Below are 26,994 nucleotides of genomic sequence, written 5' to 3' on the forward strand. Positions count from 1 at the left end.
CTCAATGCCCGGTTTGTGGGGCGAGCGTGGCAAAGGCAATCGGCGCCGAACGGGCCAGCCCACCCCGGCACTTGAGCACGCGCAACTGCGCAGGCCGGGTATCGATGGCAATGCGCAGGGCCGCCGGCGACGGGTTGATGGCTTCCTGGATCGAGCGCCAGGCGAACGCCAGGGCCTGGCCGGTTTCCGCCGCCACTTGCAGGCGACGCAAGGCCCGGTCGTCCGCCTGGCGGGGCCAACACAGCACCGCGCCACAACTGCCCGAACGCAGGCATTGTTCGGTGGCCCACAGGGCATCGCGTTCATCGGCGCGGATCACCGACAACTGGCGCAAATCGATGCCAGCGTTCTGCCAGGCCTGGGGATAAGGCACGAACGGCGGCGCCACCAACACGATCCGCTCCCCCGCTGCCGACAGCCGCGCCAGGGTCGGCCACACCAATTGCAACTCGCCCACGCCCGGCGCGGCGATGAGCAGTTCCGTCAAGGCCGCCTCCGGCCAGCCACCACTGGGCAACGCCGCATCCAGTGCTGCATGGCCAGTGGGCTGCGGACTGGCGGCCGGCGGCGCAGGCCGGCCCTTCCAGACCTGGCCGCCGTTGAACAGCGTGTCCAGCGCAACGACAGCGCCCATCAACCTTGCCTCACCAAGCCACAGAACACCCCTTCTATCGCCAGGTCCTGGTCGGCCTCGACGATGATCGGCTGGTAGGCCGGGTTACGCGGCAGTAAACGCACCCGCTCGCCAATGCGCTCGAAGCGCTTGATGGTGACTTCACCGTCCAGCCGCGCCACGACGATCTGGCCGTTGGAGGCCTGGGGGGTGCGCTGCACGCCCACCAGGTCACCGTCGAGAATGCCATCCTCGATCATCGAATCGCCCTGGACCCGCAGCAGGTAGTCCGGCGCCTTGGTGAAAATCGCCGGGTCCAGCATCAGGCGGCTGTGAACCTCGGCGTCGGCGCCGATCGGCACGCCAGCCGCCACTCGCCCCAGCACCGGGACGTCCAGCAGCTCGGGTCGTGGCGGCTGGTTCAACAGCCGGATGCCCCGGGCCTGGTGCGGATTGACTTCGATGAAACCGGCCTCGGTCAGCGCCAGCACATGCTTGCGCGCCACGCTACGGGAGGCGAAACCGAACGCCTCGCTGATTTCAGCGAGGCTAGGGGGCTGACCCTGAGCGGCGATGCGTTCGCGGATGAAGGTCAGGATGGCGGTGCGGCGAGGGGTGAGAGTCGTCATGGAGTACATTTGTACTCTTTCGGGATTTTTCTGACAAGCGCCGCCAGTCAGTTCACAGCTTGCCTGTACCGCCTTCATCGCGAGCAAGCTCGCTCCCACAGGGGGCCGAGGTGATCATGTAGCCTCAAGCCCCGCCAGGTAGGCCCACGGGTAAATCCCCCGCTCATGCCCGTCACTGAAAACCAGTTGCACCCCGTAGCCCTGTGGGTTGACTGCCACCACCCGGATCCGCGGATCGACCTGGACGGTCAGCCCTTGCAGGCGCAGCGCCCGGCACCGCGAGCATGGGCAGTGGCGACGCAGGGTGACGTGGTCCAGGCGTTGCTCGCGGCCGCCAGGCCAGTCCAGGCGCAATTGACCCTTGCCTTGGGAATTGCCCAGCGCGAGCGGGCTCATTGCAGTTGACCCAAGGCAATGCGTACGGCTTTGCGCACTTCGGGGTCGCCATCGTCTTGGGCCGCCTGCAACGCCGGGATTGCGCCTGGTTCGTTCAACTCGCCCAAGGCCAAGGCCGCTTCCTTGCGCAAGTTGCTGATGCGATGGCCCAGGGTTTCGATCAAGGCCGACAACGCCGGGGCATAACGCAAGCGACCGAGGCTGCGGGTCGCCCGCAAGCGCACTTGCCAATAATCGTCGCCCAAGGCCTCGACCAAGGCCGGACCGGCATCGGTATGACCGACCTTGCCCAAGGTGGTGGCGGCTTCTTCGCGCACTGCCCAGGCTGGATCCCGGAGGGCCTGGCGCAGCGCCGGCAAGACCTGCGCATCCGAAGCCAGGCCAAGGGCGCCGGTGGCCGCGCGGCGCACCTCAGTATCCGGATCATCACTGGCCAACCGGGCCAGGGCCGGCAAGGCGTCGAGGTGCTTGAGCCAGCCCAGCACGCCAACCGCCTCGCGACGCACGCTGGCATCGCCGTCAGCCAGGGCGACGATGGCCGCCGGCGCCGCCTCGAGCAGACGCAGCTCGCGCAAGGCCCTGAACGCCGCGACGCGCACACCGGCCTCGGCATGGGCCGTCCAAGGCAGGATCACCCTCCCCGCCGCCTCGCTCTTGAGCAGGCTCAGGCTCTGGGCGGCAGCGGCCTGCACACTTGGCGATGGATCGGTCAGGGCCTCGCACAAGGCTCCCACCACTGGCGCGTCCTCCCAGGCTTCAAGCAATCGCGCGGCTTCGGCTCGCACGTCGGCACTGGGATCTTCAGCCAGACGGTCCACCAGCCACAGCAGGCCTTCAGGCTCCTCGAGGTCGGCCAGTTCGATCAGGGCGATGCGGCGCACGCCCGGATCCTCATCAGTCAGGCGTGGTTGCAGGGCAAGGATGTCGTCGTTGTCGGTGTTTTCGAGTAGAGAGGTCATAGGGCAAATCGCGGCAAGGAGGTTTCAGGGGGAAGCCCGAGAGGATTGAGGCGCGGCAACTGCCGGCCGTCTTCATGGCGCAGCAGGTCGAGGCAGTGGCGCTTCAAGCGGGAGAATTCAGGGCGGGTGACCAGTTCGGTCGTGCGTGGCCGTGGGAAGTCCAGGCGCAGGTCCTCGATGATCCGCCCCGGACGCGGGCTCATCACCAGCAAACGATCGGCCAGGAACAGCGCCTCGTCGATGTCGTGGGTGACGAACACCACAGTGGTGCGAATGCGGGTCCAGATGTCCAGCAGCAGCTCCTGCATATTCAACCGGGTCAGGGCATCGAGCGCGCCGAAGGGTTCGTCCATCAGCAGCAGCCGTGGACGGTTGACCAGCACCCGAGCGATTTCCACCCGTTGCTGCATGCCTCCGGAGAGTTGGTCCGGCCAATGCCCGGCGAAGCCCTCCAGGCCCACCAGCGCAAGGATTTCATCGGCGGCCCGGTGCCGTTCGGCCTTGCCCAGGCCGCGCATCTTCAGGCCGAAAGCGACGTTGTCGCGCACGCTGCGCCAGGGAAACAGCGTGTGTTGCTGGAACACCATGCCGCGTTGGGGCGACGGGCCGGAAACGCTCGAGCCGTCGACATTCAAGCTGCCGGAGCGCGGTTGCAGATGCCCGGCCAAAGCCCCGAGCAAAGTGGACTTGCCGCAGCCGGACGGCCCGAGGACACAGACGAACTGACCCGCCTCGATCTGGCAATCGAGCCCCTGGACCGCTTCGAAGGCCTGGGCTCCCTGGCCAAGGACAATGGACAGCTGACGGATATCGATCCGTCCTTCGGGTGTGTGCATCATGCTCATCAGGCTTTTCCTCGTGGTCGATGCCAAGGCGTGAACAGCCCGCCCAGGCGTTTGATCAGCAGGCTGCTGCCCATGCCCAACACACCGATCAGCAACATGCCGACGACGATGTCGGCGTAGTTCTGCACGGTGTAGGAAGCCCAGGTGTAGTAGCCGATGCCGTACTGGCCGGCGATCATTTCCGCCGTCACCAGGCAGAACCAGGACGTGCCCATGCCGATGGCCAGGCCGGTGATGATGCTCGGCGCGGCGCCCGGCAGAATCACCTCCAACAGGATCGCCCGGCGTCCGGCCCCGAGGCTTTTCGCCGAGGCGATCAAACGCCGGTCCACGCCTTCGACGCCGTGTACGGTGTTGAGCAGGATCGGGAACAGCGCGCCGGCGAAGGTGATGAACACCATCGACAGTTCCGACGAGGGAAACATCAGGATCGCCAGGGGAATCCAGGCCACCGCCGGGATCGGCCGCAGCACTTCCAGGGGTGGCAGCAGCAGGTCTTCGGCCCATCTCGAACGGCCGATGGCCAGGCCCAGCGCCACGCCGAGCAACAGCGCCGCGCCATAACCGGCAAAGACCCGGCCCAGACTGCTGCCCAGGTGTCGGCCGAGGTTGCCCGACTCTCCCAGGCCCAGCGCCGCCTGGATCACTGCCAGCGGCGTCGGGACGTTGGCGAAGGTCACCAGGCCGAGGTTCCAGTGGCCGGTTGCAGCGAGTTGCCAGAACAGCAGGCAGAGCAGCAGTGAAGCGGCTCGCAGGAGCCAGCGTTTGGATAATGGGGACACGAAATTGATCCTCTGATGTGTACCCCTGTGGGAGCGAGCTTGCTCGCGATAGCGGCGTGTCAGTCACATCCATTCAACCGATCTGACGCTATCGCGAGCAAGCTCGCTCCCACAGGTCGTTGGCTGAAATCAGCGGGTGGCAACGGCCTGGCTGGTGGCCTCGCTGAAGTCGAAGACTTTTCCGCCCTGGGCCGTGGCAAATTGCTGGGCCTGGCCCCTGAGCAGGAACGCATTGAGCTGGCCCTTGGCATCACTGGCGAACCACGCCTGTTCGGCCAGCAGCTTGATTCCGCTGTCGCTGGCCTGGGCATAGACGGCGCGGATGCCCTTGCCTTCCTGCTTGAGGCTCGCCAGCGCGGCGAAGGCCGATTGGGCCGAGGCGTAATGGCGCACTTTCGGCTCGCCACGTACCCAGATCTCGGCCACGTGGCGGGCGTCGGCGATTGCCTGGCCGGTCGACGCATCGCTGCTGCCCAACGGGGTCTGGGCGTAATTAGCCAATTGCGCGGTGTAGTCCAGGTTCGACGCCTTGAAGGCGGCGCGGATGTACTGGTCATCGATGAAGGTATTGAGGTCCAGGCCACGATCAGCCTTTTTCAGCAGCTTGAGGGTGTCGATGGCGGTGCCGACGGCCTGGCGGTATTCCGGTTTCCAGGTCAGGTCGCGGGTCTGCACGCCCAGCGGCCCGTGGAACAGGTAATTGACCTCGGCATCCACCCCGGTGACCTTGGCGATCAGCTCGCTGTACTTTTCCGGCTCGGCGGCCAGCAGTTGATTGGCCTCGAGGGTGGCGCGCAGGTAGGCGACGACGATTTCCGGGTACTGCTTGGCATAGGCCTGGTCCACCAGCGCGCCGTGGAACGTCGGTGTGTTGGCCTGGGCACCGTCGTAGATCTTGCGGGCGAAACCTCGGCTGGGGAACAGCTCGGCGAACGGCACGAAGTCGGCGTGGGCGTCGATCTTGCCGGCTTGCAGCGCCGAGCCGGCGACTTCCGGCGGCTGGGCGATGATGTTCACATCCTTGAGCGGGTCCCAGCCCTGGGCGGCGACGGCGCGCAATAACATGCCGTGGGCAGTGGAGGCGAACGGCACGGAAATGGTCTTGCCCTTGAGCTCGGCCAGGGACTGCACGCCCGACGCACTGGGCACCACGATGCCGTTGCCGCTGCCTTGGGTGCTGCCCGACAGCACACTGATGAACAGGCTGTGCTTGCCGGCGGTTTCGAACGCTACGCCATTGAACGCGCCGGGGAAATCGGCCATGGCGCCGAAGTCGAGTTTGCCGGCGACCATCTCGTTGGTCAGCGGCGCGCCGCTGGTGAAGTTCTTCCACTGGATATCGTATCGGGCGTCCTTGTAGGCGCCGTCATGGGGCAGGTATTTATCCAGCAGGCCCAGCTCCCGGATCAACAACCCGCCGGCGGCGCAGTTGATGGTGGTGTCCTGGGTGCCGATGGCGATACGGATGGTTTCTGCCTGGGCAGGCAGGGTCAATGAAGCCAGTACCAGACTGGCGAGTGCTGCACGCAATAGCATGGGTGTGTCCCCTCGAATCATTTATTGGATGTCGTCTCCGCCACGATCAGGGCGCGGTGGGAAACGAGGGGTGTTCCAAATGGGGCGTCCGGGGGTGGCCGGATGGCTTTTGTGGTGTTTGGGTGGGCCTCATCGCGAGCAAGCTCGCTCCCACAGGTTTATCGGTGTACACGACAACCGCGACTGGCTTCGATCCCTTGTGGGAGCGAGCTTGCTCGCGATGACGTCCTGTCAGTCAGCGCAACAGATACGGAATTTCCACTTTCACCGCCCCCGTCGGGCAGTCCTTTTCACAGGGCATGCAGTACCAGCATTCGTCGAATGCCATGTAGGCCTTCTGGGTCGCCGGGTTGATCGCCAGCAGGTCCATGGGGCAGACATCGACGCAAACCGTGCAGCCCTTGTGGGCGATGCATTTGTCCTCGTCCACGGTGACGGGGGCGTTGGAGCGGAAAAATATTTCCTGGGGTTGATAGGCCATGGGCGTTCTCTCTGGGTGGACGGTTCACGCCGCGTCGGCACCGACCCGCAACCGGTCGTAGGCCTGCAGTTCGTCGGCATCGAGGGCGATGACGTAGGGTTCGACGGCTTTCTTGAATGAAGTCATCGCGCCATCATCGCCCTTCTTCAAATGGCAATGGCAGAACCAGTCGCTGTCGTTGCGTTGTGGATGATCGACCCGATAGTGGTACAGGCCCCAACGGCTTTCGGCGCGAAACAGCGAGGCACGGGCGGCCATTTCGGCGCAGTCGCGGATCACGCTGACTTCCATGGCGCGCATCAATTCGTGAGGGTTGTGAGCCTTGAGCTGGTCCAGGTCGCGCTGGATATCGCTGAAGCGTTGCAAGCCGATCTGCATTTTCTTGGTGACTTTCGGCGGTTGCAGGTAATCGTTGACGAAGCGGCGCAGCTTGTATTCCACCTGGGCCGGCGGCAGGCCGTGCTCACGGTCCAGCGGTGCGTAGACACGTGCCCTCTCCCGCTCGATCTGCCCGGCATCCAGCGCCGAGAAATCCTTCCCGGCGACGAAATCCGCAGCGTTGTTGCCGGCAAACCAGCCGTAGGTGAACGCACCGAGCATGTAGTTGTGCGGCACTGCCGCCATGTCGCCGGCCGAGTACAGGCCCTTGACCGAGGTCTCGGCCCGCTCGTTGACCCACACGCCCGACGCCGAATGGCCGCTGCAAAAACCGATCTCGGAGATGTGCATTTCCACCATCTGCGTGCGGTAGTCGGTGCCGCGGTTGGCATGGAACTGGCCGCGACTCGGCCGTTCGTTGCTGTGCAGAATCTCTTCGATGTTCTGGATGGTTTCCTCGGCCAGGTGATCGAGCTTGAGGAACACCGGGCCATTGCCACCTTCGAGTTCCTGATGGAACTCCCACATCATCTGCCCGCTCCAGTAGTCGCACTCGATGAAGCGCTCGCCCTTGTTGTTGGCGGTGTAGCCGCCCAGGGGACCGGTGACATAGGCGCACGCCGGGCCGTTGTAATCCTTGATCAACGGGTTGATCTGGAAGCACTCCAGGTTCGCCAGTTCGGCACCGGCGTGATAGGCCATGGCATAGCCGTCGCCGGCATTGGTCGGGTTCTCATACGTGCCCATCAGGTAGCCGGAAGCCGGCAACCCCAGGCGCCCCGCCGCGCCACAGCAGAGGATGACCGCCTTGGCCTTGATCACATGAAAGTCAGCGGTGCGGCAATCGAAGCCCATCACACCGTTCACCGCGCCGGCTTCGTCGGTCAGTAACCGGGTGCAGACCAGCCGATTGGTGATGCTCACTCGCGCCCGTTTCAGTTGGCGATAAAGCACCTTCTTGATGTCGTGCCCTTCCGGCATCGGCAGCACGTAGGCGCCCATGTGATGGACTTTTTTCACCGCGTAGTCGCCGGTTTCATCCTTCTCGAACTTCACGCCCCAGCGGTCCAGTTGCTCGATCGTTTCGAAACTGTGGGTGGCATAGGCGTACACCGCCGCCTGGTTGACGATGCCGTCGTTGGCGATGGTGATTTCCTTGGTGTACTGCTCGGGCGTGGAATGGCCGGGGATGATCGCGTTGTTCAAACCATCCATGCCCATGCTGATGGCCCCGCTGCGCTTGACGTTGGCCTTGTCCACCAGCAGCACGCGCAAGTCACGGTTGCGTTCCTTGGCCTTGATCGCCGCCATGGGCCCGGCCGTGCCACCGCCGATGACGACAATGTCGTATTCCTGTTCCAGGGTGCTTCTAGTCATGGCGCTGCGTCCCTTTTTGCCGGTCGATCCGCAAGCGGTACTGGAAGGCATCGCCACGGTAATAGAGGTGTTCGAAGTCCAGGGGCTGGCCGCTGGCGTCATGGGTCAGGCGCTCGATGCGCATGATCGGCGAGCCTGGCTCGACCTCCAGCGCCTGGGTCAGGTCGCTGTCGGCCAGCACCGCATCGATGGCCAGGTCGGCATGGCCCAAGGTCAGGGCGCAGTCGTTTTCCAGGATCAGGAAAATATCGCGGGTGACCAGGTCGGCCTTTTCCAGGCGTTCGCCCAGGGCCTTGGGCAGGTAGGTGATCTCCAGGGAAACCGGCTCGCGGTTGATCAAGCGCACCCGTTTGATCTGCGCCACCGTGTCCCCTTCCGTCAACTTCAGGCGCTCGGCCACCAGCTTGTCGGCCGCGATGAACTTGAAACTGAGCAAGCGGTTGATCACCTCGAAACCGCGCCCGGTCATGGACTCGGCCAGGCCTTGGAGAGTGCTGACGTTCTGGAAGGTCTTGGGCTTGGCCACGAACGTGCCTTTGCCATGGATCTTGAAAATCAGGCCTTCCTTTTGCAGATCGCCCAAGGCCTGGCGCACGGTGATGCGGCTGACGCGAAACAACGCGCCGAGCTCGCTTTCCGAGGGCATCTGCCCGCCCTGGGGGTATTCGCCATCGAGAATGCGTGCGCGCAACACATCTCGCAGTTGCGTGTGCAGCGGTACGCTGCTGAGGGAAAGAACGTTGTCGGCCATGGCGCCTATCACTTGTCATAACGAGTTATGACGTGATCTTAGGGAAACCCGCCAAGACTTGAGAAATACCGTTTGGACATAACCTTAGAGCTGGGCGCCTTCACTGCGAAAGGCACTGGGGCTCATGCCGGTCCAGCGCCGGAACGCCCGGCGGAAACTGCGCACATCGCTGTAGCCGACTTCTTCGGTGATGCGCTCGATGGACAATTCGGGGTTGGCCAGCAGGTTCAGGGTGCGGCTGCGGCGCACTTGTTCGAGCAAGGTCTCGAAGGTCAGGCTGTGTTCGGTCAGGCGCCGACGCAGGGTGCGGCTGCTCATGTTGAGATCGCTGGCGATTTTCTCGATGTGACTGCCACGGCTCAGGTCCCGGGCAATGGCCCGTTCCACGGTCTGGATCAGGTCGATCTTCTGGTGGACCTCGCAGGCCTCCTGCTCCAGCAAGGCCAATGCCTGGCGCAGGGCCAGCGGGTGATGATTGGGCAGGCGCATATCCAGCCAGCGCACATCAATCAACATGCGATTGTGCCGGCAACCGAAGCGCACATCCGGTCCCAGTATCCGCTGATATTCCTGGGCATAGGACGGCGCGGCGTGCATGAACTCCACGGCCAGGGGCTTGAAATCGGGACTGGCCAGCGCCCGGCCATAGACCATCAGGCTGGCGAAGAACTCTTCCACGGCAAACACCTGGACCTCGGCGAAAGGCAGGCGACAAGTGGCCTCGACCATGATTCGGTCGGTGGCCTCTTCGACACGGGTCACCGCGATGCCGCCGGTGGTGTGCTGGTAACGAACACCCAAGGCGAAGGCATCGCGCAGGGTTTCGCACAACGACAAGACGTGACCCAGCAGGCCGAGGGTGCCAAGCACGTTGCGGTCACCCACCCACAACCCCAGGCCCTGGTCGGGCAACAACTTGAGCGAACGCTGAATCATGATCACGGCCTGGCGGTAGGAAATGCGTTGGGCCGGATCTTGCAGGTCATCGAGGCCGAACCCCAGGCCGCGACACAGGCTGGCGGCATCGAAGCCCTTGTCCGCCACCACCTCGGCCAGGGTTTGCAGCAGGAATGGCGAGACCAGCGCCAATTCATAGGTGGGGTCGATGACTTTCATCTGCATGGGCGGATTCCGGAACACGTTAGGTGGCGTTTTTTGTAACCGGTTATTTCATAAAGTTAGCATGAGCCGCTGGATAGAGGGGCCTGAAAATCTGGCCGCTCAAGTCCCCTGTATGGCCGCCAATACCCTGCCCTGTCGGCGGCGAACGGCTTATTTGTATGACTCGGACCTCCGGTGCGTTTCCAACAATAATAATGAGCCCCTCCAATGAACCCGACCCGCACGACATTCGCCTTGCAACTGACCCTCGGCCTGGCCTGCGGCGGTGCCCTGCCCGCCCAGGCTACCGAATCGGGGGTGGACAACATCGGCCCCGGCACCGACGGTTTTTTTGTGTTGCCACTGGAGGTCGACAGCCTTCCGGACCACATGGTCGCGTTCAACCTCTACTACAACCATTACAAGGCTCGGAAATTCAACATCAGTTCATTGGGCGGCGAACTGCCGGATGTCGAAATCGAATCCACGGCAGTGGTCCCGCGCATCGACTACCTGAGCCCGTTGCGGGTGGCCGGTGGGCGCGCGGGGATCTACATCGCCCAGCCCTGGATCAAGCAGGAAGTTTCGGTGTTCGGCCTGCATGACACCCGCGAGGGCATGGGCGACACGACCATTTCGCCCATCGTGCTCTGGGACATGGGCAAAAACCTGACCCTGGCCGCGGCGGTGGAAATCACCGTGCCGACCGGCGAATACAGCACCGATCGACTGGCCAACACCAGCAACAATTTCTACACCTACAAGCCGCTGTTTTCCTTCACCTGGTTGCCCACGGAAGACACCGAGGTGTCGATGAAAAGCACCTACAGCTTCAACCGCAAGAACAAGGACACCGACTACCGGTCGGGGCAGATTTTCCACTTCGATTATTCCGTCAGCTACCGCGTGACCGACAACCTGAGGCTGGGGCTCAACGGCTACTACCTCAAGCAGACCACTGACGACAAACAGTACGGCCGCACCGTGCAATTCGCCGGGCAAGACGTGGACGATGGCGTACGCGGCCAGGTCTTTGCCATTGGCCCGGCGCTGCACCTGACCTTCCTCAAGTACGCCAGCGCCGAGATCCGCTGGGCCAAGGAGTTCGACGTGGAGAATCGCCCGGAAGGGGAAATGCTCTGGGCCAAGATCAGTATTCCGTTTGCGTTCTAGAAAGCCTTCGCAGCTCTTGTGGCGAGGGAGCTTGATCCCGATCAGCTAGGTAGGAGCTAGCTATGTAGGAGCTGTGTAGGAGCTGTCGAGTGCAACGAGGCTGCGATCTTTCCACGACCAATTGAGTCATAAGTAAACGATCAAGCTCAAAAGATCGCAGGCTTCGCCAGCTCCTACACCGCCATCGCGAGCAAGCTCGCTCCCACAGGTTCTTGCTTCAGCTCAAACCCAGAATCGATGAAAGATGCCCATTGAGAAACTTGCCGCCAGGGTCCAGTGCCTGGCGCACCTGGGTGAATTCAGTCCAGCGCGGGTACAGGGCCTGGAGGGCCTTGGCGTTCAAGGAGTGCAATTTCCCCCAGTGCGGACGGCCCTGGTACTTCCAGAAAATCGGCTCGATGGCGGCGAAGAAATTGTGATGGTCCATCTGGTAATGCTGGTGCACGGAGATCGAGCAACTGTCCCGGCCTTCGAACATGCTCAAGGCAATGTCGTCGGCCTTCACGTAGCGGTATTCGATGGGAAACCAGGTGCGCAGGTCCTTGTCGCGGATCAGCGCGAGGATCTCCCGCAGACACGCCGGGCCGTGTTCGGCCGGCACTGAGTACTCCATCTCGTTGAAGCGCACGGTACGGGCGTTGGCGTAGATGTCGTGGGAATCACCGACACGGTCATCGAAATCGGCCACCAGCCGCAGGCTGTTGAGCAACGCTCGCCGGATCGCGGGAAAATCGCTGCCGTACTTGTCGAGGTTTTCGATCAGGGAAACGAACTCATTGCCGCCCTCCTCCTCGGGGCTGATCGGCGGCGTGGCCGGATCCGTGGTCTCGTTCAGGGTGATCGACAACGCATAGTCGGAATGGGTAACGACTTGCATTTCCCAGTGCTGGTTGTCCCGGGTGTTGGCGTCCACGTCCTCGAGCAACTCCTCGGTTTTCGCCACCCACTGGTGCTCGCGCAAACGATAGGCGGCGCGGTTCTGCAGGCGCACGCGGGTCACCAGCCCCAGCGCGCCAAGGGACACCCGGCCAGCCTTGAACACTTCGGCATGATGCTGGGCATCGCAATCGAGGACCTCGCCGCTGGCCGTCACCAGTTGCAGGCCGACGACCTGGGACGCGTACGAGCCAAAGGCCTTGCCGGTGCCGTGGGTCGAAGTGGCGATGGCACCGGCCAGGGTCTGGTAATCCACGTCGGCCATGTTCGGCAGTGCCTGGCCGATGGCCTTGAGCGCCGGGCCCATGCGTGACATGGGCGTGCCGCCACCGAACGTGGCTTGCAGGCTGGCCTCGTCGTGATCCAGCAGGCCACTGAAAAAACTCAGCGACAACAAGGTGCCATCGGTGGGCACCAGGGCGCTGAAGGAATGACCGGAACCCACCGGACGGATTCGCCCTTCGGCGCGGCGCACCACCTGCACCAGTTCATCGAGATCCTTGGGAGCCAGGCGCGCCGCCGGCAGGCAACTCTGCGCACCGGACCAGTTGCGCCACGGGATCAACCGCGGCGCACGCATCAGCTCGGCCAGGGCGCCCTGGCTGCCCAGTGCCGTGAAGGCGGCGACAACGCCGGCCTGTTGCAGCAACCGACGCCGTGAGTAATCCATCGTCATGCCGTAATACCCGTATTCATTATTGGAAGTGTTGACCGGACATGAAGGCGATCAGGGCCAGGAACTGCTCTTCGGAACAGTGCATGCACAAACCCATCGGCGGCATGCCGTTGTAGCCGTTGATCGCGTGGTCCAGCAGGGTGTCGGCCCCCTGGGCAACCCGCGGGGCCCAGGCGTTCGTATCGCCGGTCAACGGTGCCCCGGCACCGGGGTTGGCGTGGCAGAGCTTGCAGCTGCTGTCGTAGACCTGGGCCAGTGCCGCATCGCTGGGCATGGCCGTGAATACCGTGGGCGCGGGCGGCTTGGCCTCTTCGCCACAGGCGGCAAGCAACGCGCCGAACGACACGACGGCAGCGGTTCGAAGCAGGAAGGAAGGCGTGATTGCCGACATAAGGCCCCTCTTGCGGCGCAACGGTTGCGCCTTTCTTGTGGTGGGTCTGGCAGTTCCCACACTAAGGCACGCCACCGCGTCGGCTTAAGGTCATTGGGGGCCATAAAAGGGGGCTTGGGCGGCCAGCACTTACACAGCCCACTGTGACGAGGGATTTGGGGTCAGGGCAGTAGCAGGGCCTGCTCGCGCTCGCACAACTGCACCACGTAATCCCACAACACCCGCAGGCGTACGGACTTGTGCAGTTCGCGACGGGTGCTGATCCAATAGCTGCGGCGGATGGTTTCGTCCGGCAGCAACGGCACCAGCGCCGGGTCAGCGCTGGCCATGTAGCACGGCAACACGGCGATCCCCAGGCCCGAGCGCGCGGCCTGTTGCTGGGCGATGACGCTGGTGCTGTGGAACACCACCCGGGGGTTGCGGCAAAAGCTGTTGAGGAACATCAGTTCCTGGCTGAACAAAAGGTCATCGACATAACCGATCCAGGCGTGGCGAGCCAGGTCCTCGCGGCTGCGCAACGCCGGCGAGCGATCCAGGTAGGCCTGGCTGGCGTACAGCGCCAGGCTGTAGTCGGTGAGTTTGCGGGTCACCAGCAGGTCGGCCGCCGGGCGTTCGAGGTGGATGCTGATTTCCGCCTCACGGTTGAGGATGCTGACAAAGCGCGGCACCGCCACCAGTTCCACCTCCAGCCCCGGATAGCGCTGGAACAACCCGTCCATGCGACTGGCGAGGAACATGATGCCCAGCCCTTCGGTCACCCCCAGGCGGATCTTGCCCAGGGGCGCACTGGACTGGGTGATGTCCTCCTGGGCCAGCAATGCCACGTTTTCCATGGCCTCGGCGTGCTTGAGCAACGTCTCGCCCGCCGGGGTCAGTTCATAGCCCTGGGCATGCTGGACGAACAATGCGGTGCCCAGGCTTTTCTCGATGGCCTCGATATGCCGGGCCACCGTGGCGTGGGTGGTGTTCAGGCGCCGTGCAGCCGTCAACAAACGCCCGCTGCGTTGCAGTTCCAGGAAATAGCGCAGGTCATTCCAGTCGAACATGAAGCGATCCTTGAGCACGCCTGAAGGCGCGACTGTTTATAAACGCACAGCCACTGCGCAAAAACTAACATTCTTTTGACGAAAACTAACAACTAGGATGGGTCCCACAACAACAAGAATGAGGTCGCGAATGCAACCTGTCGTCGATGAATACGATTACGTGATCGTGGGCGCCGGCCCTGCCGGGTGCTTGCTGGCCAATCGGCTCTCGGCCAACCCGCAACACCGGGTGCTGCTGCTCGAAGCCGGTGGACGCGACAACTATCCGTGGATTCACATCCCGGTCGGCTACCTGTTCTGCATCGGCAACCCGCGCACCGACTGGTGCTTCAAGACCGAAGCACAACCGGGCCTGCAAGGGCGGGCCCTGAGCTACCCGCGCGGCAAGGTCCTGGGCGGTTGTTCTTCCATCAACGGCATGATCTACATGCGCGGCCAGGCTGCGGACTATGATGGCTGGGCTGCCGAGGGCAATCCCGGCTGGGCCTGGGAAGACGTGCTGCCGCTGTTCCGCCAGAGCGAAAACCACTTTGCCGGCGCGTCCGAATTTCACGGCAGCGGCGGCGAATGGCGGGTCGAACGCCAGCGCCTGTCATGGCCGATTCTCGATGCCTTCCGCAGCGCCGCCGAGCAGAGCGGCATCCCCAACGTCGACGATTTCAACGGCGGCGACAATGAAGGCTGTGGCTACTTCCAGGTCAACCAGAAAGCCGGGGTGCGCTGGAACGCGGCCAAGGCGTTTCTCAAGCCGGTTCGCCAGCGCGCCAACCTCACGGTGTTGACCGACGTCGAGGTCGACCGCGTGTTGCTGCGTGACGACCGCGCCCACGCCGTCAGCGCTCGCTGGCAAGGCAAGGGCATGACCTTCAAGGCCCGCAAGGAAATCGTCCTGTGCGCCGGGGCCGTGGGGTCGCCGGGGATCCTGCAACGCTCCGGGATCGGCCCGCGCAGCCTGCTGCAACGCCTGGGCATCGGCGTGACCCATGAACTGCCCGGTGTCGGCGGCAACTTGCAGGACCACCTGCAACTGCGGCTGATCTACCAGTTGGAAAACGCCCGCACCCTGAACCAGATCGCCGGCACCCTGTGGGGCAAGATGGGCATGGGCCTGCGCTACCTGTACGACCGCAGCGGCCCGCTGTCCATGGCCCCCAGCCAACTCGGCGCGTTCGCCCGCTCGGGCCCGGAACAGACCTCGGCCAACCTCGAATACCACGTGCAGCCGCTGTCCCTGGAACGCTTCGGCGAACCGCTGCACAGCTTCCCGGCGTTCACCGCGTCGGTCTGCGACCTGCGCCCGCAAAGCCGTGGCCGGGTGGACATTCGTTCGGCCGACCCGCACGAAGCGCCGCTGATCCAGCCCAACTACCTGAGCCACCCCGAGGACTTGCGGGTCGCCGCCGACGCCATCCGCCTGACCCGACGCATCGTCGCGGCCCCGGCCCTGAGCGCGTTCAAACCGGTGGAATACCTGCCGGGCCCCAGCCTGCAAACCGAAGAGCAACTGCACCAGGCCGCCGCCCGGATCGGCACGACGATTTTCCACCCGGTGGGCACTTGCCGCATGGGCCAGGATCGCGACGCGGTGGTGGATGCGCAACTGCGCGTCCACGGCATCAAGGGCCTGCGCATCGCCGATGCCTCGATCATGCCGCGCATCACCTCGGGCAACACCTGCTCGCCGACGCTGATGATTGCCGAGAAGGCGGCGCAGATGATGCTCAACCCCACAACGAGGAACACTGGCGTCGAAAAAACACCTGCCACGGTCTGAAGAACAACAGAACCACCTGTGGGAGCGAGCTTGCTCGCGATGACGGCGGCACATTCAACTTGTGGGTGACAGACAGGCCGCCATCGCGAGCAAGCTCGCTCCCACAAGGGACTGAGTCGATTCAAGGAAAGTGTGTCAAATCAGGAGACGCCACCCCGGCGTCGCAGTGGAACAACAAAAACAATCACTGTGAGGGATACCGCTATGTCCGAGCATGTTCAGCCCCTGGAAGCCACGCGCAGCGCCGGCAACAGCCAGGAAACCCAGAAAGTCATCTTCGCCTCGTCCCTGGGGACGGTGTTCGAGTGGTACGACTTTTTCCTCTATGGCGCCCTGGCGGCGGTGATCAGCAAGCAGTTCTTCGCCGGGGTCAACGACACCACCGCGTTCATCTTCGCCCTGATGGCCTTCGCCGCCGGTTTCATCGTGCGGCCGTTCGGGGCACTGGTGTTCGGTCGGTTGGGGGACATGATCGGGCGCAAGTACACGTTCCTGGCCACCATCATCCTCATGGGCCTGGCGACGTTCTGCGTCGGCCTGCTGCCCAACTACGCCAGCATCGGCATCGCCGCGCCGATCATCCTGGTGGTGTTGCGCATGCTCCAGGGCCTGGCCCTGGGCGGTGAGTACGGCGGCGCCGCCACCTACGTCGCCGAGCATGCGCCGATGGGCAAGCGCGGTTTCCATACCAGTTGGATTCAGTCCACCGCCACGTTGGGGCTGTTGCTCTCGCTGCTGGTGGTGCTGGGCTGCCGCTACTTCACCGGCGATCAGTTCGAAGTCTGGGGCTGGCGCATTCCGTTCCTGCTATCGATCCTGCTGCTGGGCATCTCCACCTGGATTCGCCTGAGCCTGCACGAGTCGCCGGCCTTCCTGAAAATGAAAGAAGAAGGCAAGTGCTGCAAGGCGCCGATCCGCGAATCCTTCGGCAAATGGGAAAACCTGAAGGTGGTGCTGATCGCCCTGTTCAGCATCAATGCCGGGCAAGCGGTGACCTTCTACGCCGCGCAGTTCTACGTGCTGTTTTTCCTCACCCAGTTCCTGAAGATGGACCCAGCCCTGGCCAACAGCCTGCTGATTGTCAGCGTGGTGATTGGCGCGCCGTTCTTCATCTTTTTCGGCTGGCTGTCGGACAAGGTCGGGCGCAAACCGGTGCTGATGATCGGCCTGCTGCTGGCGACGGCCCTGTACTTTCCGATCTTCAAGACCCTGGCCCACTACGCCAACCCGGCCATCGACCAGGCCAGCCGCCAGGCGCCGATCACCGTGGTCGCCGACCCCGCCACCTGTACCTTCCAGTTCGACCCGGTGGGCAAGGCGCGTTTCGACAGCCCGTGCGACAAGGTCAAGACCTTCCTGGTCAAGCAAGGCCTGCCCTACAGCAGCGTCGCGGCCCCGGCCGGCAGCGCGGTGCAGGTCAGCGTCGGTGACGTGAAACTCGAAGGTTACGACGAAGCCGCCCTGCGCGGCGCGGTGACCCTGGCCGGCTACCCGCAGCAGGCCGATGCCCAGCAGATCAACCGGCCGATGATCGTGGCCTTGATCGTCGCGCTGATCATCATCTCGGCCATGTGCTACGGACCGCTGGCGGCGTTGATGGTCGAACTGTTCCCCACCCGGATCCGCTACACCTCCATGTCCCTGCCCTACCACATCGGCAACGGCTGGTTCGGCGGCTTCCTGCCCACCGTGTCGTTTGCCCTGGTGGTCTACACCGGGGATATTTTCTACGGGCTGTGGTACCCGGTGGTGATCACCGGGGTGAGCCTGGTGGTGGGCATGATCTGCCTGCGGGAAACCCGCAACGTGGACCTGGATAAGAACTGAGAAACGGCTGTTTCAGCAACATCTGTGGCGAGGGGATTTATCCCCGCTGGACTGCGAAGCAGTCCCGTTTTGACGGTTGCTACGCAACCGAGCGGGAGCAAGCTCCCTCGCCACAAGGTCTGGTTCCAGGCCAAGCCATCAGTGCACCTGATGGCTTTTCACCGTACTTTCCACCAGATCCAACATTTGCCCCAACGCCCAGGGCTTGGCGATGAACGACGCGTGGTGCTTGATCCCGGCGCTTTCCGGCGTTTCGAAGCCGGACATGATCAGCAGCGGGATCTGCGGCCAGCGGTCTCCGGTCAGGTTGGCCAGGTCGGCACCGTCGATCTTGCCGGGCATGGTGATGTCAGTGAGCAACAGATCGACGAAGTGGGCGCTCTTTTCGAGGAACTCCAAGGCATCGTCAGCGCTTTTCTGAGGCTCCACGACAAATCCTTCTTCCTCGAGGATTTCACAGAGAAACTCCAGGATAGTCGGATCATCTTCCACCACGAGAATCAAACGCGTAGTCGCCTGGCCGTTGCCATTGGGCATCGAATTCATGAAAGTGACTCTCCTTGACCTCATAAACCTACTTTGCGGGTTTCAACCGCCTTGAAGTTATGAGCCATCCCCCTGCGAGAAATTCATTCTGCGTGCCGACAGGACGCCGAATGTCACGCCAGACACCCCTTGGCAACGCAGCGCAACGCTTTTATCTGTATATCCATACAGATAAAACTTGCCCTTGCGCGCATCCATGACCATGCTACAAGCCCATGAAATCTGCTCAGGAAAAGGGCGCTATGCAGCTGTACCTGTGTGAAAAGCCGTCCCAGGCCAAGGACATCGCCGCGGTGCTCGGTGCCACGCGCCGTGGCGACGGTTGCTGGCTGGGTCCTGGCGTCACGGTCACCTGGTGCATCGGTCATCTGCTGGAAACCGCCCCACCCGACGCCTACGACGCGCGCTACAAGCGCTGGGTCCTGGCCGACCTGCCCATCGTGCCCGCGCAATGGAAAATGACCGTCAAGCCGAAAACCGCCAGCCAGTACAAGGCGGTCAAGCGCCTGTTGGGGGAAGCGAAGGAGCTGGTGATCGCCACCGACGCCGACCGCGAAGGCGAAATGATCGCCCGGGAGCTGGTGGAGCATTGCCGGTATCGCGGACCGATCCGGCGGCTATGGCTGTCAGCCCTGGACGAAGCGTCGATCCGCAAGGCCCTGGCCGCCCTCAAGCCGGGCGTCGAAACCTTCAACCTGTATCACTCGGCCCTGGGCCGCTCCCGGGCCGACTGGCTGATCGGCATGAACATGAGTCGCCTGTTCACCTTGCTGGGGCGCCAGTCCGGCTACCAGGGCGTGTTACCGGTAGGCCGCGTGCAGACGCCGACGCTGCGACTGGTGGTGGACCGCGACCGCAGCATCGCCAACTTCGTGCCGGTCGCCTATTGGGCCATCGACGTGCAGCTCAGCCATGAAGGCACGGCGTTCACCGCCCAGTGGCGCGCCGACCCGGATGCCTGCGACGACCAGGAACGCTGCCTGAACCAGGCCCTGGCCCGAGACGCGGCCCAGGCCATGCGCAACGCCAGCACCGCCCGGACACTGAAGGTGCGTACCGAGCGCCTGCGCGAAGCGGCGCCATTGCCCTTCGACCTGGGCACCCTGCAAGAAGTCTGCTCGAAGAAACTCGGCCTCGGTGCCCAGGAAACCCTGGACATTGCCCAGTCGCTCTACGAGACCTACAAGCTCATCACCTATCCCCGCAGCGATTGCGGTTTCCTGCCCTTGAGCCAGCACAGCGAAGCACCGGCCATCCTGGCCGCCCTCGCCCAGGCCGACCCGAGCCTCGCGCCGCTGCGCGAGCATTTGCAACCGCAGCGCAAATCCCGGGCCTGGAACGACGCCAAGGTCAGTGCCCACCACGGCATCATTCCCACCGCCGCCGCCAGGAACCTCGACAAACTCGCCGGCAAGCAGCGTGCGGTCTATACGTTGATTCGCGCGCGCTACCTGGCGCAGTTCCTGCCCAACCACGAATACGACCGGACCCAGGCCGACTTCGACTGTGCCGGCCAGGCGCTGCGTGCCGTGGGCAAGCAGATCGTCGAACCCGGCTGGAAACGCGCCCTGCCCGAAGCGCTGGCGCCGGCAAAGGGCCGTGAGGCACCGGCACCGCAAACCTTGCCGGCACTGGCCGAAGGTCGCGATTGCGCGGTTGACGAGGTAAACCCCAAGGACCTATGGACCCAGCCGCCCAAGCCCTTCACCGAAGGCGACCTGATCAAGGCGATGAAGAACGTCGCCAAGCTGGTGGAAGACCCGTTGCTCAAGCAGAAGCTCAAGGACACCACCGGCATCGGCACCGAAGCGACCCGAGCCTCGATCATCCAGGGACTACTCGACCGCGGTTACCTGGTGAAGAACGGCAAGGCCCTGTCCGCCACACCGGCGGCCTTCAGCCTCATCGACGCCGTGCCCCGGGCCATCGCCGACCCGGGCACCACCGCCATCTGGGAGCAGGCCCTGGACATGGTGCAAAGCGGAGAAATGAGCCTGGAAGAGTTCGTGACCCGGCAAGCCGCCTGGATGAGCAAGCACGTCGCCCGCTGCCAGGGCATGAGCCTGACCATCAGCGGCCCGGCCAGCCCCGCCGGGCGAGGCGCGACGCCGTGGAAGAACAAGCGCAAGCCGGTCAAGCGCAAGACCGACGGCGCACCGCGCAAGGCGAGCAAAGCCAACAAAAATCAGCCTCCCTGATTCCCCCTGTGGGAGCGAGCTTGCTCGCGATGACGGTGAATTAGCCATCAGATAATTGACTGACACACCGCCATCGCGAGCAAGCTCGCTCCCACATGGATTGTGGGTCTGACCGGAAATCCTCATGCCCAAACCATTTTGTCCGACAATATGTAGTGAACAAAAATAATCACTACAAAACCGTTGACGCCTCCGATTTGCCCTTGCATGATGCAGACGTCTCCCCGATCGGGAGTACAGGCAACTGTTTGAGCAAGCTCGTCTGACCGCCGAGCTGTTTTTTGGATAAGGGACTGCCCACAAGGCAGATTGAAGGTGCTGACCTGGCATGACCGTCCGGTAACAAGGACGAGAAACGTCGGCGAAGATCCTCATGACGCGCGTGGTCGACCCTCGAAAGTTGACAATGCCTGATGATTCTTCGCTGTTTCTCTTCGTTGTAGCGCATTTGCGTAGCAGCCCTTCGATAACACTACACAACCGATGCACGACCCCGTCGAAGTTCGATGGACGAACGCTGACGGCCTGGTTTCGGTAGCAGGCAGGCACTTACCGAGAAGCGAAGTTTTTGCGAACCACCAGACAGATCAACCAAATGGTCAAGGGGCTTACACATGAATCTGAACAATCAACCATCTATTGATGAACTGGCTCGCATGTTCGCCGCACACAAGGACACACTCGACAGCCATATCCTGTGGATCAGCAAGACTGGCCAGGTCCACATGGACTGCCTGTCGCCCTACACCCAAGAAGACGAGTTCGAAAAGAACACGCAGGAACTGTGTGCCCGGCTGAAGATGTACCGCCGTGGCCAGGGCTACGTCGGCAAGAAGGCCGCGGCTGACAAAGACTTCATGGGCCGCGTGCTGCAAACGCTGACCCAGGCCTGGCAGTCGATGCAGCACACTTCCGAGGTCCGGGTCATCGACCGCCTCTGCTGATATCCCCTAACGAAAAGGCCCGCTCCTGGATCAGGAGCGGGCCTTTTTTTATGCGGCAGGAAACTAGAACACCGACCAGCCGATCCGCTGGCTCATCAACTCCAGCGCCGCCATACCGGCCAGGGAGTTGCCGGCGGCGTTGAGTTCCGGCGACCAGACGCATACGGTGAACCGCCCCGGCACCACGGCGACAATCCCGCCACCGACACCGCTCTTGCCCGGCAGGCCGACGCGATAAGCGAAGTTGCCGGCCTCATCGTACAGGCCGCTGGTGGCCATGATGGAATTGACCTGTTGGGTCTGCCGGGCGCTGAGGATCTGTTCGCCACTGTGTTTGCAGAACCCGTCGTTGGCCAGGAAGCAGAATGCCCGCGCCAGATCGATGCAGCTCATCCGCAAGGCACAATGGCTGAAATAACTGCGCAGCACCGCTTCCACGTCGTTATGGAAGTTGCCGAACGATTGCATCAGGTACGCCATCGCTGCGTTGCGGGCGCGGTACTGGTATTCCGACTCGGCGACCTTGCCGTCCACCATCACCTGTGGGTTACCCGACAGGCGGCGCACAAAATCGCGCATCGACAGCGCCGGCGCGGCGAAACGCGACTGGTTGATATCGCAAATCACCAACGCGCCGGCATTGATGAACGGATTGCGCGGCCGGCCACGCTCGAACTCCAGTTGTACCAGGGAATTGAAGGGCTGGCCGGATGGCTCATGGCCCAGGCGTTCCCAGATCGCTTCGCCGGAATGCCCGATGGCCTGCACCAGGCTGAACACCTTGGAAATACTCTGCACCGAAAACGCTGTTTCGGCGTCGCCGGCACAATACAACTCGCCATCATTGCCATACACGGCAATACCCAACTGGTTGGGCACCACAGTGCCCAGGGCAGGAATGTAATCGGCTACCTTGCCCTGACCGATCAGGGGGCGAACCGCATCGAGGATCTCGTTCAACAGTGCTTGCATATGCGCGGGGTCCAGTCATTCCCCGTTCGAGTGCGGGGATACAGACGCTAGACGCTGGTGGACGGGGTCAGAGCACACTGATTATCAAGCTTCAGGCACACAACCCATGCAAGCGTCTTCATCGAGCGGTCTATAGTTCAAAGGATCAATCGGCAGGAGTAGACGATGCGTCAGATCATGCAAAAAGAGCCCTGGTGGGCCTCGCCGCCCCAGCCCGGGCAGGATGAAAGCGAACTGGAATGGGGATGGCTGGTGATCTACAGCGAAGGCGAGCCGCGCTTCGAGTTCATCAAGGAACGCCCATCGGACGAGCAGATCCGCCATCGCAAGGGTTGTCGCGTCACCCTCGGCTCAGAATGAAGCGGCCCGTCACGGCTTGATGTCCGGCAATGCCACCGCTCGATTGGCCAGGTCCGCCTCCACCAGGTTGCCTTCTATTTCCTCGTCCAGGTAGTACACCGGTGCCATCACCCCGCTGAGGGGATGCTTGAGTGACTTGAACCACGCTTCGTCGAACGCAACGCTCAGGCTTTTGCGGATCTGCGCTTCCATTTCCGGCCGCTCGCCCTCGTGGATGATCGCGCGGATGCCCGCCACGCCCACCGAGATCAACGCCCCCGCCGCCTTCCCGGCCACGGCCGCCGCCGCACCGGTTGCCCCACGCGTGGCGAACTGGGCCTCGATTTTTTCGCTGGTGCGTTGCGCCACCGTGGCGATCACCGCCTCCGAGGGTCCGGCCCCTGTGGTTGCAGCCTTGTTGACGTGATCGATCAGGGCCGCATAGGCCGGCAGGGTGTTCAACGGTTCGGTGTGGACCATCTCGTACAACGAAGCGTCACGCGCCGCTGGCGGGCCGAGGCGGATGGCCGGGATGCCGTGCAGCCGTCGGTTCATCAGTTCGCTGGGGATACGATGTCGCAGGGCGATGACCTGGACCTGCTGATCGAGCTGGCGCAGGTAGTAGCCTATGGCGTTGGCCCTGATCGCCTCGGGATCGATTTCCACCGCCACCGGTTCCAGCACCTTCTCGCGATATTGTTCTTGCAGGTAAACCGCCAGGCGCCTGGCCGAGGAATCCGTCTCGCCCTCGGCACTGGCGGCGTACCAACTGACCTTCACCGCCAGCCACTCCTGGGTCCAATAGCTGCTGAACCAGGGGATGAATTCAACCTCGGTGCGCTCATAGACCAACGTGCGCCAATGCTCCATCGACCCACGGGCGTAGAGTGCCGCCTGTTCGACGGCGCTTTTCGAGGCTGCGATGAGCTGCTGGTCCACCTGTCGCCAAGTGTCCTGGGAAATCGCCACCGGCGCGGCCTGTTGACCGCGCTGGGGCGTGGCGCACCCCGCCAGAACGAGCACAACGGCCAACATCAGCGAACGCAGCACGATCGCGCCACCCCGGATTCATGTCATCCACGGAATTGAGTATAGGTGGCGAGCAACGAAACCTGCGGGCTCAGGCAGGCTTATCTGGCGTTTGCAGTTACTACGGCGTGGTGGTTTATCGGCGCTTCCATCAAAGCCGGATGAACTGCTCGAACTGCCAGTCAAACGCCGCTTGGTCCCGGGAAGTTTCGTAGAGAGCAGTGCTCGGCTGCCAGTCGGTACGTTTGCCCACCAGGCTGCCAAGGTAGGGCCTGGCCACTTCCAGTACGCGCTCGTAGTCCATCTGCTCCGGCTCGACGATGCCACGATCCGGATGCTCCACCGCCCATACGATTCCCGCCAACACGCCCGCGGCCACCTGCAAGCTGGTGGCGTTGTTGAAAGGCAATCGCGCGCGCGCCTCATCGATACTCAACACCGAGCCGAACCAGTAGGCATTCAGTTCGTGCCCCATCAGCAGGACACCCAGCGCATCGATGCCGCCGCTGTCGATTTCACCGTTGAGGATGCGTTGCCGAGGCTGGCTCTGCCAGCCGCGACCGATCAACTCGTGCATCGATAACAAGGCATCGTTGCACGGGCGGTAGGCGTAATACAGGGTCGGCCTGTAGATCAATTGGCGTTGATCTTTCACGGTCAGCAGGTCGGCGGTCGACGCCGTTTCGTGATGCGTGATCATCAGGCCCAGGCAGGGCCCGGCCAACGGCGTCCAGGTCTTGACCCGTATACTGGCGCTCGGCCGTTCCAGGTAAATGGCGTTGCGGCTCCCGAAGCGATGGCGCCTGGCAGACGACGGCCAACTGCGCTCGTGGGTGCCCCAGCCCAACTCCGCAGGCTGGCAACCCTCACTGATGAATCCTTCCACTGACCATGTGTTCACGAACTCATCGTCCTGCTTTATTTGCTTGGAGCGCTGGGTGTCACGCTCGGCAAAATGAATCACCTTGATACCCGTCTCCCTGCACAACCGGGCCCAGTCCACGCCCTCGCTATTGTGTGGCAGCGGATGATTCAGCTGCACCGCCAGTTCCACCAGGCCGGCTTTGAGCAAATGGGTGATCAGACCGGGATTGGCTCCATGGGCCACCACCGCCGTCGGCCCTCTGCCCAGTTTTTTTTGCAAAGCCAGGACCTGATAGCGCAAGGCGTAGTTGGTGCGACGCGACAGGCTCAATTGCGGATCGTCGTAGCCGCCCACCCAAGGCTCGACGCAGGTATCGAGGTACAGCGCGCCCTTGTTGAAGGCATAGGCCATCAGCGCCAACGAACTGACCTCCACCGACAGGTTGACGATGAAGTCGCCGCGCCTGACGAAGCGATCCAGGACTTGCACGAAGGTTGGTTCAGTCAGCGCCTTGGGAACGAAGCTGATCCCTCGCTCCTTGAACCAGATGTGCTTCTCGATAATGGGCGCGATGACCGTGATGTGCTGGACAGGGACATGATCCTGCCCCAATAGCAACGGCAAAGTGGCCCGGGTGATTGAACCAAACCCGATGAAGATCAGATGGCCGGTGAACGGGACCTGATGTTCCATGAGCTGCCTCCGGGGCAGAACGAAAACAATGGAGCCATGAGATACCGGCATCGGGGCTTTGGCTACTGTCAGAGTCGACAGGCGCTTGGCGCAGGCATTGTCGATCCTGCGCCAGCCCCCCCATAGCTCGTCAAGAGTCCATCGTCGCGGCCTGGTTACCGCCCTGCTCAGCGATCTTGGAAAGTTTCTCGTCGGTGGCTTTTTCTTCCTTGAGCGTTGCCAGCAACAACCCGACCACTTCATCGCCCAGGTTCAAGTGCTTGGCCATGGCGATCAGAGTCCCGTAACTGGCGATCTCGTAATGCTCGACTTTTTGCGCCGCACCGATCAACCCGGCATCGAGCACCGCCCCCTTCTCGATTTCCTCGAGCAATTCCTTGGACTCTTCCACCAAACCTTCCATGGCCACGCATTTCATGCGCTTGAGCTTGATGCCGGCCACGTCGATGAGGGTGTCGATACGCTCGATCTGACCCTGGGTTTCTTCAAGGTGATCGTTGAAGGCTTGCGCCAGCAAAGGGTTGGTCGCGGCCCTGGCCATGCGGGGCAATGCGCGGGTGATCTGCTTCTCGGCGCTGTAGATATCGGACAGTTCGTGAATGAACAGGTCGGTCACTGTTTTCCTGGCCATTTCAATCATCCTCCGGTCAAGAAAAGGCACCGCACTGGGCGGGCCTCAAAGGGTAGATGAGGTGAAGCCGGCCTACGCCGCTTCACCTGTCATCAACACTGACCCGAAGAAAATTTCAGATGTTCAAGAAATTTTTCGAAGCGTGGACGGAGGGTTTCGAAACAGTCGAGCGGCGTTCAACCGAGCGCCGTGTCGAGAAACATCATCACCGCAAACCCCATCATCAGGCCCAGCGTCGCCGGCGTTTCATGGCCGTTGCGGTGGGTCTCGGGAATCACTTCGTGGGACACCACGAAAATCATCGCGCCCGCCGCCAAACCGAGGCTGATGGGGTAGGCGACGGCGACACCCGACGACATACCCAGGCCAATCACCGACCCCAACGGTTCCATCAGCCCGGAGCCCACCGCAATCAGCGCAGCACGCAAGGTGCTGATGCCCGTCACTCGCAGCGCCATGGCGATAGCCAGGCCTTCGGGGATGTCCTGGATGGCGATGGCAGTGGTCAGGGGCAAGCCGACCCTGAAGTCGCCGTCGGCAAAACTGACGCCGATGGCCATGCCTTCCGGCAGGTTGTGCAAGGTGATGGCGAGCACGAACAGCCACACACGGTTAATGCGCTCGACTTCAGGACCGCGCCGCCCACTCAACTCGTGTTCGTGGGGCACGAAACGGTCGAGGCCGATCATCAGGGCCACACCCAATCCCAGGCCGACCACGACGACAAACGCGGCCAGCAACTGATTGCCACAAATCACCTGCGCGGCTTCGATGCCCGGCAGGATCAGTGAGAAAGAGCTGGCGGCGAGCATCATCCCGGCGGCGAAACCCAGCATGATGTCCTGGGTGCGTGACGAGATATCCCGCAGCACCACCGCCATCAATGCGCCCAAGGCCGTGGCGGCGAAACCGGACGTGCCGCCCAGGACCGCGTAGCCCAGATTGTGCCGATCAGCACCGACCAAGGCGTTGTAGCCGCTGTAGAGTAACAACGCGGTTATCACGGCCAGCCCGAGCCAGAAACTCACCCCGAGCAGCAGGTTGTTTTGCACAGGACCCAGCCAGGTACGCCATGGGGATCGGATCCGGGAAGTGGGCTGGTCCAT

At 62.8% G+C, this 26,994-nt stretch carries 26 protein-coding genes; 6 read left to right on the forward strand and 20 right to left on the reverse strand.

Going from position 1 to position 26,994, the window contains the following annotated elements; translation table 11 throughout:
• Position 1 precedes the first annotated feature (1 nt).
• The 11 genes from imuA to BLQ55_RS22530 all read right to left on the reverse strand — a co-directional run bounded on the left by imuA (position 2) and on the right by BLQ55_RS22530 (position 9,869).
• Entirely contained in the window at positions 2–634 is a 633-nt protein-coding gene (gene imuA, locus BLQ55_RS22480; protein WP_092257184.1) for a translesion DNA synthesis-associated protein ImuA, read from the reverse strand.
• Entirely contained in the window at positions 634–1,251 is a 618-nt protein-coding gene (gene lexA, locus BLQ55_RS22485) for a transcriptional repressor LexA (protein ID WP_092257188.1), read from the reverse strand. The genes imuA and lexA overlap by 1 nt, the downstream gene beginning before the upstream one ends.
• 105 nt (positions 1,252–1,356) lie before the next feature.
• Positions 1,357–1,638 carry a DUF971 domain-containing protein gene (locus BLQ55_RS22490; protein ID WP_092257191.1) on the reverse strand — a complete coding sequence of 94 codons (282 nt, stop codon included), beginning with the start codon at positions 1,636–1,638 and terminating at the stop codon, positions 1,357–1,359.
• Positions 1,635–2,597 (reverse strand): HEAT repeat domain-containing protein, encoded by a 963-nt coding sequence (locus BLQ55_RS22495; RefSeq protein WP_092257193.1) that lies wholly within the window; start codon positions 2,595–2,597, stop codon positions 1,635–1,637. Before BLQ55_RS22495 ends, BLQ55_RS22490 begins: the two co-directional genes overlap by 4 nt.
• Entirely contained in the window at positions 2,594–3,442 is an 849-nt protein-coding gene (locus BLQ55_RS22500; RefSeq protein ID WP_092257195.1) for an ABC transporter ATP-binding protein, read from the reverse strand. Before BLQ55_RS22500 ends, BLQ55_RS22495 begins: the two co-directional genes overlap by 4 nt.
• Entirely contained in the window at positions 3,442–4,224 is a 783-nt protein-coding gene (locus tag BLQ55_RS22505; protein WP_092257198.1) for an ABC transporter permease, read from the reverse strand. Before BLQ55_RS22505 ends, BLQ55_RS22500 begins: the two co-directional genes overlap by 1 nt.
• A 129-nt stretch (positions 4,225–4,353) precedes the next feature.
• Positions 4,354–5,760, reverse strand: a complete 1,407-nt coding sequence (locus tag BLQ55_RS22510; RefSeq protein WP_092257201.1) for an ABC transporter substrate-binding protein — start codon at positions 5,758–5,760, stop codon at positions 4,354–4,356.
• Between the two features lie 235 nt (positions 5,761–5,995).
• On the reverse strand, positions 5,996–6,241 hold the full coding sequence (locus BLQ55_RS22515) for a 4Fe-4S dicluster domain-containing protein (RefSeq protein WP_003180418.1): 246 nt from the start codon (positions 6,239–6,241) through the stop codon (positions 5,996–5,998).
• A gap of 24 nt (positions 6,242–6,265) precedes the next feature.
• On the reverse strand, positions 6,266–7,996 hold the full coding sequence (locus BLQ55_RS22520) for a fumarate reductase/succinate dehydrogenase flavoprotein subunit (protein WP_060741498.1): 1,731 nt from the start codon (positions 7,994–7,996) through the stop codon (positions 6,266–6,268).
• Positions 7,989–8,747: a GntR family transcriptional regulator gene (locus BLQ55_RS22525; RefSeq protein WP_092257204.1), complete on the reverse strand. Its 759-nt coding sequence runs from the start codon at positions 8,745–8,747 to the stop codon at positions 7,989–7,991. Before BLQ55_RS22525 ends, BLQ55_RS22520 begins: the two co-directional genes overlap by 8 nt.
• 84 nt (positions 8,748–8,831) lie before the next feature.
• Positions 8,832–9,869, reverse strand: a complete 1,038-nt coding sequence (locus tag BLQ55_RS22530) for an AraC family transcriptional regulator (protein ID WP_092203707.1) — start codon at positions 9,867–9,869, stop codon at positions 8,832–8,834.
• A gap of 207 nt (positions 9,870–10,076) precedes the next feature.
• Here BLQ55_RS22530 and BLQ55_RS22535 point away from each other — a divergent pair, with 207 nt between their 5' ends.
• Positions 10,077–11,021, forward strand: coding sequence for a SphA family protein (locus tag BLQ55_RS22535; RefSeq protein WP_092203709.1), 945 nt, complete (start codon positions 10,077–10,079; stop codon positions 11,019–11,021).
• Positions 11,022–11,238: 217 nt separating this feature from the next.
• Here the strand turns inward: BLQ55_RS22535 and BLQ55_RS22540 are convergent, their stop codons facing one another.
• The 3 genes from BLQ55_RS22540 to BLQ55_RS22550 form a co-directional block, all read right to left on the reverse strand.
• A complete protein-coding gene (locus BLQ55_RS22540) occupies positions 11,239–12,537 on the reverse strand; it encodes a D-arabinono-1,4-lactone oxidase (protein ID WP_170847624.1) in 1,299 nt (432 codons plus the stop codon).
• Between the two features lie 115 nt (positions 12,538–12,652).
• Positions 12,653–13,024: a c-type cytochrome gene (locus BLQ55_RS22545; protein WP_092203713.1), complete on the reverse strand. Its 372-nt coding sequence runs from the start codon at positions 13,022–13,024 to the stop codon at positions 12,653–12,655.
• A 161-nt stretch (positions 13,025–13,185) separates the two neighbouring features.
• Positions 13,186–14,070: a LysR family transcriptional regulator gene (locus BLQ55_RS22550; RefSeq protein WP_092203716.1), complete on the reverse strand. Its 885-nt coding sequence runs from the start codon at positions 14,068–14,070 to the stop codon at positions 13,186–13,188.
• Between the two features lie 130 nt (positions 14,071–14,200).
• On the opposite strand from BLQ55_RS22550, the gene BLQ55_RS22555 reads away from it, so the two are divergent.
• The gene (locus tag BLQ55_RS22555) at positions 14,201–15,844 is read left to right on the forward strand and encodes a GMC family oxidoreductase (RefSeq protein WP_092257208.1); all 1,644 of its coding nucleotides are present in this window, start codon (positions 14,201–14,203) and stop codon (positions 15,842–15,844) included.
• Positions 15,845–16,048: 204 nt separating this feature from the next.
• Positions 16,049–17,671 (forward strand): MFS transporter, encoded by a 1,623-nt coding sequence (locus tag BLQ55_RS22560; RefSeq protein ID WP_092257211.1) that lies wholly within the window; start codon positions 16,049–16,051, stop codon positions 17,669–17,671.
• 138 nt (positions 17,672–17,809) lie between these two features.
• Here BLQ55_RS22560 and BLQ55_RS22565 read toward each other — a convergent pair whose 3' ends face one another.
• Positions 17,810–18,217, reverse strand: a complete 408-nt coding sequence (locus tag BLQ55_RS22565; protein ID WP_092203722.1) for a response regulator — start codon at positions 18,215–18,217, stop codon at positions 17,810–17,812.
• A 242-nt stretch (positions 18,218–18,459) separates the two neighbouring features.
• Here BLQ55_RS22565 and BLQ55_RS22570 point away from each other — a divergent pair, with 242 nt between their 5' ends.
• Together BLQ55_RS22570 and BLQ55_RS22575 are read left to right on the forward strand one after the other, a co-directional pair.
• Positions 18,460–20,415, forward strand: a complete 1,956-nt coding sequence (locus BLQ55_RS22570) for a DNA topoisomerase III (protein WP_092257214.1) — start codon at positions 18,460–18,462, stop codon at positions 20,413–20,415.
• A gap of 614 nt (positions 20,416–21,029) precedes the next feature.
• Positions 21,030–21,359, forward strand: coding sequence for a hypothetical protein (locus BLQ55_RS22575; RefSeq protein WP_092203726.1), 330 nt, complete (start codon positions 21,030–21,032; stop codon positions 21,357–21,359).
• A gap of 63 nt (positions 21,360–21,422) precedes the next feature.
• Here BLQ55_RS22575 and glsB read toward each other — a convergent pair whose 3' ends face one another.
• Positions 21,423–22,331: a glutaminase B gene (gene glsB, locus BLQ55_RS22580; RefSeq protein ID WP_092203728.1), complete on the reverse strand. Its 909-nt coding sequence runs from the start codon at positions 22,329–22,331 to the stop codon at positions 21,423–21,425.
• Between the two features lie 165 nt (positions 22,332–22,496).
• Between glsB and BLQ55_RS22585 the strand changes: the two genes are divergently transcribed.
• Entirely contained in the window at positions 22,497–22,691 is a 195-nt protein-coding gene (locus tag BLQ55_RS22585) for a hypothetical protein (RefSeq protein ID WP_053123348.1), read from the forward strand.
• Positions 22,692–22,700: 9 nt separating this feature from the next.
• Here BLQ55_RS22585 and BLQ55_RS22590 read toward each other — a convergent pair whose 3' ends face one another.
• The 4 genes from BLQ55_RS22590 to BLQ55_RS22605 all read right to left on the reverse strand — a co-directional run bounded on the left by BLQ55_RS22590 (position 22,701) and on the right by BLQ55_RS22605 (position 26,994).
• On the reverse strand, positions 22,701–23,720 hold the full coding sequence (locus tag BLQ55_RS22590; RefSeq protein ID WP_092257217.1) for a hypothetical protein: 1,020 nt from the start codon (positions 23,718–23,720) through the stop codon (positions 22,701–22,703).
• A gap of 130 nt (positions 23,721–23,850) precedes the next feature.
• Entirely contained in the window at positions 23,851–25,257 is a 1,407-nt protein-coding gene (locus BLQ55_RS22595) for a saccharopine dehydrogenase C-terminal domain-containing protein (RefSeq protein ID WP_092257219.1), read from the reverse strand.
• Positions 25,258–25,387: 130 nt separating this feature from the next.
• Complete coding sequence (locus BLQ55_RS22600; RefSeq protein ID WP_092203827.1) at positions 25,388–25,888, reverse strand: YciE/YciF ferroxidase family protein; 501 nt, start codon at positions 25,886–25,888, stop codon at positions 25,388–25,390.
• A gap of 176 nt (positions 25,889–26,064) precedes the next feature.
• Entirely contained in the window at positions 26,065–26,994 is a 930-nt protein-coding gene (locus tag BLQ55_RS22605; RefSeq protein WP_092257222.1) for a ZIP family metal transporter, read from the reverse strand.

Source organism: Pseudomonas sp. NFACC13-1 (assembly GCF_900104425.1).
GTDB lineage: Bacteria > Pseudomonadota > Gammaproteobacteria > Pseudomonadales > Pseudomonadaceae > Aquipseudomonas > Aquipseudomonas fluorescens_AA.